Source organism: Paracoccus marinaquae, from assembly GCF_018860165.1.
Lineage (GTDB): Bacteria > Pseudomonadota > Alphaproteobacteria > Rhodobacterales > Rhodobacteraceae > Paracoccus > Paracoccus marinaquae.
Window position 1 is genome coordinate 42,290 of record NZ_JAHKNG010000011.1, and the last position, 15,731, is coordinate 58,020.

Sequence of the window (15,731 nt, forward strand, 5' to 3'; positions counted from 1 at the left end):
GGGTCAGCCCGGCAAGGATGCGGGCGCCGGCTGTCGCAGCGCGGTGGCCAGCCGGTCCCATTCGTCGTGGCTGCCGGGGATCCCCAGTCGCAGCCAGCGGGCGGAATAGGGAAAGCGGCGGGTCCAGATCCGGGCTTCGGCCAGTTGCTGCTGCGCCGCCGCCGCATCGGGCGTGTCATAAAGGCGGAACAGATGGGTGCCCCCGGCGGGTATCCACCCGGCAGCATGGGCCAGCCGGTCGAGGCGCAGGCAGGCCTCGGAATGATAGACGACGGTCTCGTCGGCCCAGAGGTGATCGGCCATCGCGGATGCGCCGATGGCAAGCGCCGGGCCGCTGACCGACCAGGGGCCGGCAACCTCGGCCAGCCGCTCCAGCAGCGCCGGGGCGGCGATGACAAAGCCCAGCCGCAGCCCGGCCAGCCCCCAGAACTTGCCGAAGCTGCGCAGGATCAGCGTATTGTCAGGCGCGGTCGGGGCCAGCGACAGGTCGGGTCGCGGATCGGCAAAGCTTTCGTCCACGATCAGATGGCCGACCCGGCCCGCCAGCGCGGCCAGGGTTTCGGGCGCCCATTCGCGGCCATCGGGATTGTTCGGGTTGACCACGACGGCGAGGTCGGCGCCCGCCATGTCCTCGATCCCGGCGGCATCACCGACCTGCCAGCCCGCCGCGCGCAGGCTGGCCGCGTGTTCGTTGTAGCTGGGGGCCAGCACCGCCGCGCGGCCGGCAGGCAGAAGGCGCGGGATCAGCTGAATGGCCGCGCTGGCCCCGGCCAGCGGCAGGACATGGCCCGGATCGCAACGGTACCAACCGGCGGCGATGCCGGTCAGGCGCGCGCTCGCGGCGGCCGTGGGCAGGGCGCGCCAGGCCTCGTCGGGCAGGGCGGCGACGGGCCAGGGGCGGCGGTTGATGCCGGTCGAAAGGTCGATCCAGTCGCCGGCCCCATAGCGCGCCGCCGCCTTGTCGATATCTCCGCCATGATCGCGGCGCATCTTGTGTTCTCCGCTGTTGTCCTGCGCCGATCTGGTAGGCGAGCAGCCCATTGGCTGCAATCGGTTAACGAATTTTCGCTTTACAGCACGCAGATTCGCGCCCACGATATATGGTGAGAACATTCGGGCACCCATGCCCGGTATTGTATCCACAACGAGGGTTAGCGGCGTCAGAATCGCTCCCGCAGAGAGGCAGGACGCAGGCATGGCACAGACGGATCACTTCATTGCCAGTGACGAGATTCACCCGATCGACATCGTCGAGGCGGTGGCGGCGCATCACGAATGGGATTTCGACCGGCTGGCCGACGACCAGATCGCCATGGTGGTCGAGGGGCAGTGGCGCAGCTATTCGCTGACCCTTGCCTGGTCGCCGCGCGAAGAGGTGCTGCGGCTGATCTGCACCTATGACATGGACCCGCCCGCGGACCGGCTGCCGCTGATCTACGAGACGCTGAACCTGGCCAATGATCAGGTCTGGGATGGCGGCTTTACCTTCTGGTCGCAGCAGCGGCTGATGCTCTGGCGCTATGGGCTGGTTCTGGCCGGCGAGGCGGTGGCCTCGGCCGAGCAGATCGACCAGATGATCGGCAATGCGCTGATCGCCTGCGAACGCTTCTACCCGTCCTTCCAGCTTGTCGGCTGGGGCGACACCGCGCCCGCCGCGGCGCTGGACATCGCCTTGGGCGAGGCCTACGGACGGGCCTGAGGGGGGCGGGCCGCGCCCCCGCCGGAGGCAGGGGAAGCGGATGAGCGATTTCGACGATATCAATGCGCGCGGGCTGGTGCTGGTCGGCTGCGGCCGGATGGGCGGCGCGATGCTGAAGGGCTGGCTTGCGCGCGGCCTGCAGGCGGATGCGGTCACGGTGATCGACCCGAAACTGGCGCCCGAATGGCAGGACAGGGGGCTGCGGGTGAATGCGCCCTTGCCGGAAAGCCCTGCCGTGCTGGTGCTGGCGGTCAAGCCGCAGATGATGGCCGATGCCCTGGGCGAACTGCCGGTGCTGCGCGACACGCTGGTCGTCTCGGTCGCGGCGGGCACCACCATTGCCACCTATGAGGCGGCCTTTCCCGGCGCGCCGGTCGTGCGGGTCATGCCGAACACGCCGGCGGCGATCGGGCAGGGCATCTCGGCGCTGATCGGCAACCCCGCCGCCACCGCCGCGCATCTGGCGCTGGCCGAGGCGCTGATGGCGGCCGTGGGCCGGGTCGTTCGGCTGGAGCGCGAGGAGCAGATGGATGCCGTCACCGGCCTGTCGGGCAGCGGGCCGGCCTATGTCTTTCACCTGATCGAGGCGCTGGCGGCGGCGGGCGCGGCGCAGGGGCTGCCGGCCGCACTGGCGCTGGACCTAGCGCGGATGACCGTGGCCGGGGCGGGGGCGCTGGCCGTCGATGCCGACGAGGATCCGGCGGTGCTGCGCGAGAACGTGACCTCGCCCGGGGGCACCACGGCGGCGGGTCTGAAGATCCTCATGGATCCGGCGACCGGATTGCCGCCGCTGATGGCACGGACCGTGGCCGCCGCCACCGAACGCGGGCGCGAGCTTGGCCGGAGCGCGACATGAGCATCAGCTTTGACGATTTCCTGAAGCTCGATATCCGCGTGGCGACCGTCACCCGCGCCGAACCTTTCCCCGAGGCGCGCAAGCCCGCGATCAAGCTGTGGCTTGATCTGGGCGAGATGGGGGTGCGCAAATCCTCGGCCCAGATCACCCGGCATTACGACCCCGAGGTGCTGGTCGGCAAGCAGGTGCTGTGCGTGACCAATTTCCCGCCGCGCCAGATCGGGCGGTTCATGTCCGAGGTGCTTGTCCTCGGCGTGCCCGACAGCGACAATGAGGTGGTGCTGATCCGGCCCGATCTGGACGTGCCGAACGGAGGGAGGCTGTACTGATGAGACTTCTGGTCACGCGCCCGATGACCGAGCGGGCGACGAAAGCCATTGCCGCCCGTTTCGAGGCCGACTTCCGCGACAACACCCCGCTGGGCGAGGATCAGGCCGGGCAGGCCCTGCGCGACTATGACGCGATCCTCCCGACCCTGGGTGACGCCTTCACCGCCCGGGCCTTCGCGGGCCGCGATCTGCGCTGCCGGTTCATGGCGAATTTCGGTGCCGGCTACAACCATATCGACATCGCGGCGGCGCAGGCGGCCGGGATCGGGGTCAGCAACACCCCCGACGTGGTGACCGAGGCGACGGCGGATATCGCGCTGATGCTGATCCTGATGGCCATGCGTCGCGCCAGCGAGGGTGAGCGGATGCTGCGCGCCGGGCAATGGGTCGGCTGGAACCCGACGCAGATGCTGGGGGCGCAGGTCGCGGGCGCGACGGTCGGCATCATCGGCATGGGCCGGATCGGCAAGGCGATCGCCCGGCGCTGTCATCTGGGTTTCGGGATGCCGGTCGTGTTCCACAACCGCTCGACCGTGTCGGCGCTGGATATTCCGGCCCGGCAGATGCTGGGACTGGCCGAGATGATGGCCGCCTGCGACGTGGCCGTGGTCGCGGTCCCGGGCGGGGCCGGAACCCGGCACCTGATCGGCGCGGCCGAGTTGCAGGCCCTGGGGCCGAAGGGTCATCTGGTCAATATCGCGCGCGGCGATGTGGTCGACGAGGCGGCGCTGATCGCGGCGCTGCAATCGGGGGCCATTGCCGGCGCCGGGCTGGATGTCTATGAGCGCGAGCCGCATGTGCCGCAGGCCCTGATCGAGGCGCCGAACGCCACGCTTCTGCCGCATCTCGGCACCGCGACCGACGAGGTGCGGACCGACATGGCCCTGCGCGCGCTGGACAACCTGATCGCCTTTGCCGAGGGGCGGCGACCTCAAGATTTGTTGACCTGAATCTCGCGGCGCGGTGAAACCTGTTGCCGCCCGTCCCGGTTGAATGCGCATCGCAACCATCCATGCCAAGGAGGATCGCATGAACTGGGATATCATCGAAGGCAAGTGGAAGCAGCTGAAGGGCTCGGTCCAGCAGAAATGGGGCGAGCTGACCGATGACGAGCTGGATCAGATCGACGGCAACCGCGAGAAGCTGACCGGCAAGCTGCAGGAAAAATACGGCTGGACCCGGGACGAGGCCGAGCGGAAGGTCGACGACTATTTCCGCGACAAGGGCTGATCCGGCCTGAAACCGCCGCGAAAGGGCGCCCCATGGGCGCCCTTTCCATGCCGGCGCCCGTGCCGGGCCTTTCCTTTTCCTGCATCTGCTTTAACCATGCCTCCCATGGAACAGAACCCCTCCCTGCGCACACGCGCGATGCAGTTGATCGAGGCCGGGATCGGTGCCGCCGATCCGGGCCTGTCGGTGGCCCGGGCGATGGCCTCGGTTCTCGCCGATCCGCCCGCGCCGGGCGGCGCATGGCGGCTGATCGCGCTTGGCAAAGCGGCCCGCGCCATGGCCGCCGCCGCGCTTGAGGCCTTGCCCGGCGCGCGGGCGCTGGTGGTGACCAATGCCGGCAATGACGCGCCGCTGGAGCGGGCCGAGATCCTTGTCGCCGGTCATCCGGTGCCCGATGCCGCGGGCGAAAGCGCGGCACGGCGGGTCGAGGCGCTGCTTGGCGGGGCTGGGGCGCAGGACCGGGTTCTGGCACTGATCTCGGGTGGCGGCTCGGCCATGCTGCCGGCGCCGCTTGCCGGCATCTCGCTGGCCGAGAAACAGCAGGTGAACCGGCTGCTGCTGGCCTCGGGCGCCGATATCGGCCAGACCAACCTGATACGACAGGCGATCTCGCGGCTGAAGGGCGGCGGCTGGCTGCGGATCTGCCCGGCGCCGGTCACCGCGCTGATCCTGTCGGACGTGCCGGGCGACGACCTGCGGGTGATCGCCTCGGGTCCGACCGTCGCCCCGATCGGCGCGATTGCCGAGGCTGCCGGGACCGCGCGCGTGCTGGGCATCTGGGACCGGCTGCCCGCCTCGGTGCAGGTGGCATTGAGCCGGCCCGAGGATCGGCCGGCACCGCCACCGGCGCGGAACACCCTTGTCGGCTCGAACGGCCAGAGCGTCGCGGCGATGATCGCGGCCGGGGCGCAGGATGGCGGTCTGCCGCTGGAGGGTGATGTCGAGGACTGCGCCCGTGCCCTGATGGCCGTGGCCGCGAAGGCGCCGCCCGGCGCGGCGCTGGTCTTTGGCGGCGAAACCACGGTGCGGCTGACCGGCGACGGGCTTGGCGGGCGCAATCAGGAACTGGCGCTGCGTTTCGCCCGCGCCGCCGAGGCTGCCGGGATGGGCGGCGACTGGCTGTTCGCCTCGGTCGGCAGCGACGGGCGCGACGGGCCGGGCGAGGCGGCGGGCGGGATCGTCGATCCGCAGACGCTGGCCCGGATGCGCAAGGCCGGGCTGGACCTCGAGGATGTGCTGGCGCGCAACGATTCGACTCCGGCGCTGCAGGCTGCCGGCGGGCTTGTCGTTACCGGTGCGACCGGCACCAATGTCGCCGATCTGGCCGTGTTCCTGCGCGCCGGCCCCGCCGTCTGAGGAGGCTTCATGCTCTATGCCTATGCCGTCGAGGGCGGCCGCATCACGCTGATGGAACGCGGTGCCGACCTGCGCGGGGCGATGTGGATCGACATGGTCCAGCCGGGCGATGTCGAGGTTGCGGCGCTGACCGCCCTTGGCGTCGAGGTGCCCAGCCTTGCCGATATGGAAGAGATCGAGATCTCGAACCGTCTGTTCCGCGAGAACGGCATGGACTACATGACCGCGGTGCTGCCCGGCGAACGCGGCGATGGCAGCCGGGCGGCGATGCCGGTCAGCTTCATCCTGTCGCCCGAGCGGCTGGTGACGGTGCGCCACCACTCGCCGCGCCCGTTCCTGACCTTCCCCGACCGTGGCGAACGCTCGACCCTTGGCTGCAGCACCTCCGACCGGCTGTTCATGGGCCTGGTCGAGGAGATCGTGGCCCGGCAGGCGGATATCCTCGAAGCCTCGGGCCGGGTGCTGGACGAGGCCGCTCAGGCCGTGTTCGAGCGTCGTACCGGGGCGACCGGCCCGATGGCCCGCGCCGGGGCCGAGCGGCTGCAGGCGGTGCTGCGCCAGGTCGGGCGCGAGGCGGAACTGCTGGCGCGGGTGCGGCTGGGCCTTCTGACCATCGAGCGCATGCTGGCCTTCTATATCGCCATCATCGGCGAGCGGAAGGAAAGCGGCAGGCTGCGCCCGGCCATCAAAGGCCAGTTGCGCGACGTGCAGGCGCTTCAGGTGCACGCCGATTTCCTGTCCTCGCGGGTCAGCCTGACCGTCGACACGACGCTTGGCATGATCAATCTGGAACAGAACAGCACCGTGCGCATCCTGTCGGTGCTGACCGCGCTGTTCCTGCCGCCGACCCTGATCGCCAGCATGTATGGCATGAACTTCGTCAACATGCCCGAGTTGGAAAAGCCCTGGGGCTATCCGATGGCCCTGGGTCTGATGGTCGGCACGTCGGCGGCGACATGGCTGCTCCTGCGCTGGAAGAACTGGCTTTGAGGCATGAACTTGCGGCCGGGGTTGCCTGCCGCCCTGTTCGTGCATTGCCTCGCGGGGCTTCCGCCGCCGGGGGCAATGCCGGGGCGCCATCCCGCGCCGTTTCATCGGTCGAAAGCCCGTTCCCCCTTCGCTTTCGTGGCCCGGCAGGCTAAGGCAGGTCGATGACCGGTCCGTCGCCCAACCCTGACAGCCTCACCCCCAGCCTGTCGCCGGATCAGGCCGATGCCTGGGACGCGCTGGCCGAGGTTTTTGCCGCGGCGGGTGTCGATCTGCTGGCCGAGGAAATCCGGCCGCCGCAACCCGGCAAGGGCCGGGTCATGGCGGTGATCGGCAAGGCGGGTTCGGGCAAGACGCTGCTGCTGTCCGAGATCACCCGGGCGCTGCGCGCGGGCGGGGTCGAGATCGTCAGCGCCGATTACGAGGGGCGCCGCCGCAAGGATCGCCGCACGGTGGCGATCCTCGCGCCGACCAACAAGGCCGCCTTCGTGCTGCGGACCCGCGGCGTGCCGGCCACCACCATCCACCGCATCCTTTACACCCCCGTTTACGATCCGGAATATGAACGCATCGCCGAATGGCTGGCGGGCGAGGGGCAGCGCCCCAAGGTCGAGGGGCTGACCGATGAGGCGCTGGACCGGGCGAAAGCCTTCTACGACCAGCATGCCTCGATCCCCGGCGCCCTGGCGGCGGCGGGGCTGCGCGGCTCGGACTTCATCAAGGGCTGGAAACGGCGCGAGGACGGGCTGGATATCGGCCTGATCGACGAATCCTCGATGCTGGACGAGCGGCAGTTCGAGGATCTGCGCGAGATTTTCCCGGTCCTCGTGCTGTTCGGCGACCCGGCGCAGCTGGCCCCGGTCGGACAATCGGGCGAGATGGTCTTTGACAAGCTGGCCGAAAGCCAGCGCCTGATCCTGCACCGCATCCACCGGCAGGCCGATGACAGCCCGATCCTCGATCTTGCCCATGCCCTGTCCGACGACAGCCTCGACTTCGCCGGGTTCGAGCGGCTGATCCGCGCGGCGGCCGGCCGCGACGACCGGGTGGTCTGGGCCGAACGGGTAGAAAGCGACCTGATGGCGCGCTCGCCGGTGCTGGTCTGGCGCAACGCCACCCGCATCCGGCTGATCCACGCCTTCCGCTCGGCCTTCGGCGCGCCGGGCGACGCGCTGCTGCCGGGCGAGCCTCTGATCTGCGACGGTCTGGAACTGCCGCTGAAACACCGCAAGAAGCGCATCGACCTTGAAGCGCGCGGGCTGATCAAGGGCGCGCAGGTGGTCTATCTGGGACCGGGCCGCAAGCCCGGCTTCTCGCGGCTGCATGTGATCGGGGCCGAGGATCCGCGCCTGTCGGCCGCCAGCATCGTCAAGATCGAGATGCCGGACGAGGAAGAGCCCTTCATCCCCTATGCCGCCCGCATGGGCGCGGCCTTCCTGCATGGCGCGGCGGTCACGATCCATAAGTCGCAAGGCTCGCAATGGCCCGATGTGCAGGTCTTTGCCCCCGATATCAGCGCCGCCGCATGGTCGAACCGGACCGAGGCCGGCATCCCGCTGTGGAAACGCCTCGCCTATGTCGCCATCACCCGCGCGCAGGAGCGGCTGTACTGGGTCGTCCGCCCCCGCCTTGCGCGGCCGTCGGCCGGGCTTTCGACCGCGGATCTGGACGCCCCCGCGACCGCCCTTGCCCTGGAGGGTGAAGGCTCGTGATTCCCCTGATGGCATGACCCGGGTGCAGCCGTGATCAGAACCGTCTCGCTTGACACCTATCTGGACGCCCGGCCCGGGCAGGTCTGGGACGAGGTGAACCGGCCGCGCCTGCTGCGCTTCGTCGCCCATCCGCTGATCCGCTTTGATCCGGTCGACCCGGCCGTGTTTCCGGATTGCTGGCAGGACCGGGACTATCTTGTCGCGATGTCCTGGCGCGGCATCCTGCCCCTCGGGCGGCAGACCATCCGCATCTCGCGTCCGCCATCGCGGGACGGCCGGCGCCTGCTGCTGGATGACGGGCAAAGCGCGATGATCCGGCGCTGGCACCATGTCGTGTCGGTCGAGGCCGAGGGCGCGGGAACCCGCTATCGCGACCGGATCGAGATCGAGGCGGGCCTTCTGACCCCGCTGATCGCGTTCTGGGCGCGGCACTTCTATGCCCACCGCCAGCGACGCTGGCGCAGCCTCGTGCGGGCGGGTTTCGACTATGACCGGGCCGAAAGCGCCCGCCCTTGACCTGAAGGTTATCCTGCTGCCCCGGGACATTCGCCGGCCATTGACCTGTCCCCATGGGCCGGGCTTGATGGCACGGGGGAGGCAAGCGCGTGATCGACAAGCTGGAAATGTTCATCGCGGTGGCCAAGGAGCGCCATTTCGGCCGCGCCGCCGCCAGTCTCGGCATTACCCAGCCCACGCTGTCCGCGGGCATCAAGCAGCTTGAGGAACAGCTGGGCGTGCTGCTGATCTTTCGCGGCTCGCGTTTCGGCGGGCTGACCCCCGAGGGGCAGAGCGCGCTGGTCTGGGCGCGGCGCATCGTCGGTGACGCAAGGCAGCTGCGCGAGGAGATGCGGGCGGTGCGGCACGGGCTGTCGGGGCGGCTGCGGATCGCCGTCGTCCCCACGGCGCTGACCTGGGCGGCCAAGATCTCGGCCCGGTTCGGCACCCTGCATCCGAATGTCAGCTTCACCATCCTGTCGCGCACCTCGATCGAGATCCTGCAGATGATCGACGACCTCGAGATCGACGCGGGCATTTCCTATCTGGACAACGAACCCCTCGGCAAGGTCAGCACCGTCCCGCTTTATGACGAGCGTTACATGCTGGTTTGCGGTGCCGGGGGGGCCTTCGCGGGGCGCGACAGCGTCACCTGGCCCGAGCTTGACGGCCATCGGCTGTGCCTGCTGACCTCGGACATGCAGAACCGGCGGATCATCAATCGCAATCTGGTCGCCGCCGGGGTGACGCCGCGGGCCACGGTGGAATCCAGTTCGACCGTGGTGCTGGTCGCGCATGTGCTGGAGGGCGGCTGGCTGACCGTCCTGCCCGAGGATATCGCCAGCTTCCTCGCCCAGGGCAAGCCGCTGCGGCTGGTGCCCCTGGAGAAGCCCGAAACTGCCCATGCCGTCGGTCTGGTCGCGCCCTGGCGGGAACCGCATACGCCGGTGCTGAATGCCCTTCTGGCCGAGGCCCGGCGCATGGTTTCTGATAGTTGATCTCTATTGATCGACGGAATAACGATATTGATTTCGGATCGACGAGCCTGTTTGCTGGGGGCTGAGGAATTGTCGAAAGGCTAGCCATGCATGCGAATGCGCCAGCCCCGACCGAGGAGGAGATCCGCGCCCTTGCCGCGCCGCTTGCCTCTCTGGAAGGGCCACTTCTGCCGATGCTGCACGCGGTGCAGGAAACATACGGCTTCATCCCTGAAAATGCCGTGCCGGTTCTGGCGGATATCCTGAATCTGGGCCGGGCCGAGGTGCATGGCGTCGTCAGCTTCTATCACGACTTCCGCGAGGCACCGGCGGGCCGGCATGTGCTGAAAATCTGCCGGGCCGAGGCCTGCCAGTCGATGGGTGGCAGCGCGCTGGCCGAGGCGACCCTGCGAAAGCTGGGCATCGGCTGGCATGACACCACGGGCGATGGCGCGCTGACGGTCGAGCCGGTCTATTGCCTGGGCATGTGCGCCTGTGCGCCGGCCGCGATGCTGGACGACCGGGTGGTGGCGCGGCTGGACGAGGCGCGGATGGACCGGCTGCTGAGCGAGGCCGGGGCATGAAGATCTATGTTCCCATGGACAGCGCCGCCCGCGCGGTCGGTGCCGACGAGGTGGCCGAGGCCATCGCCCGCGAGGTGAAGGCGCGCGGCATCGAGGCCCGGATCATCCGCAACGGCAGCCGCGGCATGATCTGGCTTGAACCGCTGGTCGAGATCGACCGGGGCGAGGGGCGCATGGGCTACGGTCCGGTCGCGCCCGAGGATGTGCCGGCGCTGCTGGATGGCGGGCTGGACAGCCTTGGTCCGGTCGAGGAAATCCCGTTCTTCGCCCGTCAGCACCGGCTGACCTTCGCCCGCTGCGGCCTCATCGACCCGCTGGACCTTGCGGATTATCAGGCGCATGGCGGCCTGACCGGGCTGCGCCGCGCCATCGGCATGGAACCGGCGCAGATCGTGCAGGAGGTCACCGACAGCGGCCTGCGCGGGCGCGGCGGCGCGGGCTTCCCGACCGGCATCAAGTGGAAGACGGTCCTCGGCGCGCAGGCCGCGCAGAAGTATATCGTCTGCAACGCCGATGAGGGCGACAGCGGCACCTTCGCCGACCGGATGATCATGGAGGGCGATCCCTTCACCCTGATCGAGGGTATGGCGATTGCCGGTCTGGGTGTGGGTGCGACGCGCGGCTATGTCTATCTGCGCAGCGAATATCCCGATGCGGTCCGGGTGATGAACGCGGCGGTGCGGATCGCCCGCGAGGGCGGCGTGCTGGGGTCGGACATCCTCGGCTCGGGCCGGGCCTTCGACATGGAGATTCGGGTGGGCGCGGGCGCCTATGTCTGCGGCGAGGAGACCAGCCTGCTGAACAGCCTCGAAGGCAAGCGCGGCGTGGTCCGGGCCAAACCGCCGCTGCCGGCGCTGGAGGGGTTCCTTGGCCAGCCCACCGTCGTCAACAACGTCATCAGCCTGGCCACGGTGCCGGTGATCTTCGAGAAGGGCGCCGCGCATTACGCCGATTTCGGACATAACCGATCCCGCGGGACGGTGACGCTGCAGATCGCCGGAAACGTGAAGCGCGGCGGGCTGTTCGAGGCGGGCTTCGGCCTGCATCTGGGCGAGATTGTCAATGATATCGCCGGCGGCACCGCTTCGGGGCGGCCGGTAAAGGCGGTGCAGGTCGGTGGGCCGCTGGGCGCCTATATGCCGGTCGACAAGTTCGCGACGCCGATGGGCTATGAGGAATTCGACGCCGAGGGCGGGCTGATCGGCCATGCCGGGCTGGTGGTCTTTGACGACACCGCCGACATGCTGCAGATGGCCCGCTTTGCGATGGAATTCTGCGCCGTCGAATCCTGCGGCAAATGCACGCCCTGCCGGATCGGCGCGGTGCGCGGGGTCGAGACCATCGACCGCATCGCCCAAGGCGATCCGAACGCGGCCGCGCTGCTGAGCGATCTTTGTGATACAATGCGGGATGGCTCGCTTTGTGCCCTGGGGGGCTTCACGCCCTTCCCGGTGATGTCCGCGCTGACCCATTTCCCGGACGATTTCGCGTGCCAGAAGGAGGCCGCCGAATGAAGGATTTCATCATCCCGCAATTTGCCCCCGGCGATGACCGCGACATGGGCACCCCGGCAAGGCTGGGCGCCCCGGTCAGCCTGCTGGTGGACGGCATTGCCGTGACCGTGCCCGAGGGCACCTCGGTCATGCGCGCCGCCGCCGAGGCCGGGATCGACATCCCGAAACTTTGCGCCAGCGACAACATGGAGGCCTTCGGCTCCTGCCGGCTCTGCGTGGTCGAGATCGAGGGCCGGCGCGGCACGCCCGCGTCCTGCACCACGCCTGTTGCCGAGGGCATGGTCGTCAGCACCCAGACCGCGCGCATCCAGCGGCTGCGCAAGGGTGTCATGGAGCTTTACATCAGCGACCACCCGCTGGACTGCCTGACCTGCGCGGCCAATGGCGATTGCGAATTGCAGGACGCGGCCGGGCAGGTGGGCTTGCGCGACGTGCGCTATCTGCCGGGCGACAACCATTTCGACCCCTCCGGCACCGGCGCCCGCAGCCAGGCCGAGGCGCGGCTGCGGATGCCCGATGGCGTGGCCAATCCGCGCTGGACGCCGAAGGATGACAGCAACCCCTATTTCAGCTTCGATCCGTCGAAATGCATCGTCTGCTCGCGCTGCGTGCGGGCCTGCGAAGAGGTGCAGGGTACCTTCGCCCTGACCATCGAGGGGCGCGGCTTCGGCAGCAAGGTCAGCGCCGGCATGGCGGGCGACGACTTCCTGTCCTCGGATTGCGTCAGCTGCGGCGCCTGCGTGCAGGCCTGCCCGACCGCGACCCTGCAGGAGAAATCGGTGATCGAACTGGGCCAGCCCAAGCGATCCGTCGTCACCACCTGCGCCTATTGCGGCGTCGGCTGTTCCTTCAAGGCCGAACTGAACGGCGACCAGCTGGTGCGCATGGTGCCCTACAAGCAGGGCAAGGCCAATCACGGCCATTCCTGCGTCAAGGGCCGCTTTGCCTATGGTTATGCCGAACACAGGGACCGCATCCTGAAGCCGATGATCCGCGACCGCATCGACGAGCCCTGGCGCGAGGTCGAATGGGACGAGGCGCTGGCCTTCGCCGCGAACCGGCTGAAAGGGCTGCAGGAGAAATTCGGCCGCCAGTCGATCGGCGTCATCACCTCCAGCCGCTGCACCAACGAGGAAAGCTATCTGGTGCAGAAGCTGGCGCGGGCGGTGTTCCTGAACAACAACACCGATACCTGCGCGCGGGTCTGCCACTCGCCGACCGGCTATGGTCTCGGCAAGACCTACGGCACCTCGGCCGGCACGCAGGATTTCGACAGCGTCGATCATTGCGACGTGATGATGATCATCGGCGCCAACCCCACGGACGCGCATCCGGTCTTTGCCAGCCGGATGAAGAAGCGGGTCCGCGAGGGCGCCAAAGTGATCGTCGTCGATCCGCGCCGCATCGACATGGTGCGCAGCACCCATATCGAGGCGGCCCATCACCTGCCGCTGCGCCCGGGCACCAATGTCGCCGTGGTCACCGCCATGGCCCATGTGATCGTGACCGAGGGGCTTTATGACGAGGCCTTCATCCGCGCCCGCTGCGACTGGGGCGAGTTCCAGCATTATGTCGATTTCGTCCGTGATCCGCGCCACAGCCCCGAGGCGATCGAGGCGCTGACCCGGGTGCCCGCGGCCGATCTGCGCGCCGCCGCGCGGCTTTACGCGACGGGCGGCAATGCGGCGATCTATTACGGCCTCGGTGTGACCGAACACAGCCAGGGCTCGACCACCGTGATGGGGATCGCCAACCTTGCCATGCTGACCGGGAATATCGGGCGCGAGGGCGTGGGGGTGAACCCGCTGCGCGGCCAGAACAACGTGCAAGGGTCCTGCGACATGGGTTCCTTCCCACATGAACTGCCGGGCTATCGTCATGTGAAACTGCCCGAGGTCCGCGCCATCTATGAGAAGGCCTGGGGCGTCGAGATCGACCCCGAGCCGGGCCTGCGCATCCCCAACATGCTGGATGCCGCCGTCGAGGGCAGTTTCAAGGGCCTCTATTGCCAGGGCGAGGATATCCTGCAATCGGACCCCGACACCCATCACGTCGCGGCCGGTCTGGCGGCGATGGACTGCGTCATCGTCCATGACCTGTTCCTGAACGAGACGGCGAACTACGCCCATGTTTTCCTGCCCGGCTCGACCTTCCTCGAAAAGGACGGCACCTTCACCAATGCCGAGCGTCGCATCAACCGTGTCCGCAAGGTGATGGCGCCGAAGAACGGCTATGAGGACTGGGAGGTGACGCAGCTTCTGGCCAATGCGATGGGCGCGGACTGGCACTATACCCACCCGGCGCAGATCATGGACGAGATCGCCGCGACCACGCCCAGCTTTGCCGGCGTCAGCTTCGATCTGCTGGACGAAAAAGGTTCGGTCCAGTGGCCCTGCAACGCCACCGCGCCCGAGGGCACGCCGATGATGCATGTGGATCACTTCGTCTCGGGCAAGGGGCACTTCATCGTGACCGAATATCTGGCCACCGATGAACGCGCCGGCCCGCGCTTCCCGCTGTTGCTGACGACGGGCCGGATCCTGTCGCAATACAATGTCGGCGCGCAGACGCGGCGGACCGAGAATGTCGTCTGGCACCCCGAGGACGTGCTGGAGATCCATCCGCACGACGCCGAGGTGCGCGGCGTGAACGATGGCGACTGGGTGCGCCTGGCCAGCCGCGCGGGCGAGACGACGCTGCGGGCGAAGATCACCGATCGGGTGGCGCCGGGGGTGGTCTACACGACCTTCCACCACCCCTCGACGCAGGCCAATGTGGTGACCACCGATTTCTCGGACTGGGCGACGAACTGCCCGGAATACAAGGTCACGGCGGTGCAGGTCAGCCCCTCGAACGGGCCTTCGGACTGGCAGGAAAGCTATACCGAGCAGGCCGAACGTTCGCGCCGGATCCTGCCGGCGGCGGAATGACATGAACCTGCCGAAGCCTCTTGACGGGGCCGCCGCGATCCATGTCCGGGCCGGCAGCCGCCGTGCCATCCAGCGGGTCCTGCCCGAGGAGGCGGCGGTGGCCATGGTCTATGACGGCACCACCCATGCGGTGATGATGGCCACGCCTGCCGATATCGAGGATTTCGCCCTGGGCTTCTCGCTCAGCGAAGGGATCGTGACGGGACAGGGGCAGATCGCCTCCTGCACCGTGGTCGCGCAGGATCAGGGGATCGAGGCCCGTCTCTGGCTGACCGGCGACCGGGCCGAGGCTCTGGCCGCGCGCCGGCGCAACCTTGCCGGGCCGGTCGGCTGCGGGCTGTGCGGCATCGATTCGCTTGAACAGGCGATGCGGCCCTTGCCAGATCTGGACGGCATCGGCCCGGTGATGACCTCCGGGGATATCGCCGGCGCGACCGATGCGCTGCGCGACTGGCAGCCGCTGCACGACCGCTCGCGCGCGGTTCACGCCGCCGGGTTCCTGATCCCCGGCAAGGGCATCGTGCTGGCCCGCGAGGATGTCGGCCGCCACAACGCGCTGGACAAGCTGATCGGCGCCATGGCTCGGCAGGGGCTGGATGCAGGGCAGGGCGCCTTCGTGGTGACCAGCCGTGTCTCGATCGAGATGGTGCAGAAATGCGCCATGGCGGGCTGCGCGGTCCTGATCGCGGTTTCCGCACCCACACTGCACGCCCTGCGCCTGGCCGAAGGCGCGGGCATTACCCTGGCCGCCTTCGCGCGCGGCGAGGGGTTCGACCTGTTTTCCCACCCCGAACGGCTGAGTGCCGAGGTGTCCGATGTCGCCTGAGAAGATGGTCCATATGGCCAACCAGATCGCCAGTTTCTTCAACAGCCAGCCCGGTGACGAGGCCGAGAAGATCGCGGCCCATCTGAAGGACTTCTGGTCGCCGCCGATGCGGGCGCAATTGCTGGACTATCTCGCCGCCGGCGGGACCGGGCTGAAACCCGCAGTCGTGGAAGCCGCCAGGAAACTGTGAAACCCGGGCGGGCCCGGGCGGGTTGATGCCTGAAACAGCAACCCGA

Annotated in this window: 16 protein-coding genes; 15 read left to right on the forward strand and 1 reads right to left on the reverse strand. The window is 68.5% G+C overall.

Going from position 1 to position 15,731, the window contains the following annotated elements; translation table 11 throughout:
* Window positions 1-3 precede the first annotated feature (3 nt).
* Window positions 4-990, reverse strand: coding sequence for a threonine-phosphate decarboxylase CobD (cobD, locus tag KNW02_RS08355; protein ID WP_216032811.1), 987 nt, complete (start codon window positions 988-990; stop codon window positions 4-6).
* Between the two features lie 205 nt (window positions 991-1,195).
* Here cobD and KNW02_RS08360 point away from each other — a divergent pair, with 205 nt between their 5' ends.
* The 15 genes from KNW02_RS08360 to KNW02_RS08430 all read left to right on the forward strand — a co-directional run bounded on the left by KNW02_RS08360 (window position 1,196) and on the right by KNW02_RS08430 (window position 15,685).
* A complete protein-coding gene (locus KNW02_RS08360) occupies window positions 1,196-1,699 on the forward strand; it encodes a type III secretion system chaperone family protein (RefSeq protein WP_216032812.1) in 504 nt (167 codons plus the stop codon).
* A gap of 40 nt (window positions 1,700-1,739) precedes the next feature.
* Window positions 1,740-2,555, forward strand: a complete 816-nt coding sequence (proC, locus tag KNW02_RS08365; protein WP_216032813.1) for a pyrroline-5-carboxylate reductase — start codon at window positions 1,740-1,742, stop codon at window positions 2,553-2,555.
* Complete coding sequence (locus tag KNW02_RS08370) at window positions 2,552-2,884, forward strand: tRNA-binding protein (RefSeq protein WP_216032814.1); 333 nt, start codon at window positions 2,552-2,554, stop codon at window positions 2,882-2,884. Before proC ends, KNW02_RS08370 begins: the two co-directional genes overlap by 4 nt.
* On the forward strand, window positions 2,884-3,834 hold the full coding sequence (locus KNW02_RS08375) for a 2-hydroxyacid dehydrogenase (protein ID WP_216032815.1): 951 nt from the start codon (window positions 2,884-2,886) through the stop codon (window positions 3,832-3,834). Before KNW02_RS08370 ends, KNW02_RS08375 begins: the two co-directional genes overlap by 1 nt.
* Before the next feature lie 79 nt (window positions 3,835-3,913).
* Entirely contained in the window at window positions 3,914-4,114 is a 201-nt protein-coding gene (locus KNW02_RS08380) for a CsbD family protein (protein ID WP_216032816.1), read from the forward strand.
* 105 nt (window positions 4,115-4,219) lie between these two features.
* A complete protein-coding gene (locus KNW02_RS08385; protein WP_216032817.1) occupies window positions 4,220-5,470 on the forward strand; it encodes a glycerate kinase type-2 family protein in 1,251 nt (416 codons plus the stop codon).
* Between the two features lie 9 nt (window positions 5,471-5,479).
* Window positions 5,480-6,460, forward strand: a complete 981-nt coding sequence (locus KNW02_RS08390; RefSeq protein WP_216032818.1) for a magnesium transporter CorA family protein — start codon at window positions 5,480-5,482, stop codon at window positions 6,458-6,460.
* Window positions 6,461-6,621: 161 nt separating this feature from the next.
* The gene (locus tag KNW02_RS08395; RefSeq protein ID WP_216032819.1) at window positions 6,622-8,169 is read left to right on the forward strand and encodes an ATP-dependent DNA helicase; all 1,548 of its coding nucleotides are present in this window, start codon (window positions 6,622-6,624) and stop codon (window positions 8,167-8,169) included.
* A gap of 30 nt (window positions 8,170-8,199) precedes the next feature.
* Entirely contained in the window at window positions 8,200-8,685 is a 486-nt protein-coding gene (locus tag KNW02_RS08400) for an SRPBCC family protein (protein ID WP_216032820.1), read from the forward strand.
* Between the two features lie 89 nt (window positions 8,686-8,774).
* Complete coding sequence (locus tag KNW02_RS08405) at window positions 8,775-9,662, forward strand: LysR family transcriptional regulator (RefSeq protein ID WP_348524697.1); 888 nt, start codon at window positions 8,775-8,777, stop codon at window positions 9,660-9,662.
* A gap of 86 nt (window positions 9,663-9,748) precedes the next feature.
* Window positions 9,749-10,225 carry a formate dehydrogenase subunit gamma gene (locus KNW02_RS08410; RefSeq protein ID WP_216032821.1) on the forward strand — a complete coding sequence of 159 codons (477 nt, stop codon included), beginning with the start codon at window positions 9,749-9,751 and terminating at the stop codon, window positions 10,223-10,225.
* The gene (locus KNW02_RS08415; RefSeq protein WP_216032822.1) at window positions 10,222-11,739 is read left to right on the forward strand and encodes a formate dehydrogenase beta subunit; all 1,518 of its coding nucleotides are present in this window, start codon (window positions 10,222-10,224) and stop codon (window positions 11,737-11,739) included. Before KNW02_RS08410 ends, KNW02_RS08415 begins: the two co-directional genes overlap by 4 nt.
* Window positions 11,736-14,669, forward strand: a complete 2,934-nt coding sequence (gene fdhF / locus KNW02_RS08420) for a formate dehydrogenase subunit alpha (RefSeq protein WP_216032823.1) — start codon at window positions 11,736-11,738, stop codon at window positions 14,667-14,669. The genes KNW02_RS08415 and fdhF overlap by 4 nt, the downstream gene beginning before the upstream one ends.
* A 1-nt stretch (window position 14,670) precedes the next feature.
* Window positions 14,671-15,495, forward strand: a complete 825-nt coding sequence (fdhD, locus tag KNW02_RS08425) for a formate dehydrogenase accessory sulfurtransferase FdhD (protein WP_216032824.1) — start codon at window positions 14,671-14,673, stop codon at window positions 15,493-15,495.
* Complete coding sequence (locus tag KNW02_RS08430; RefSeq protein ID WP_216032825.1) at window positions 15,485-15,685, forward strand: formate dehydrogenase subunit delta; 201 nt, start codon at window positions 15,485-15,487, stop codon at window positions 15,683-15,685. Before fdhD ends, KNW02_RS08430 begins: the two co-directional genes overlap by 11 nt.
* The last annotated feature ends 46 nt before the right edge of the window (window positions 15,686-15,731 follow it).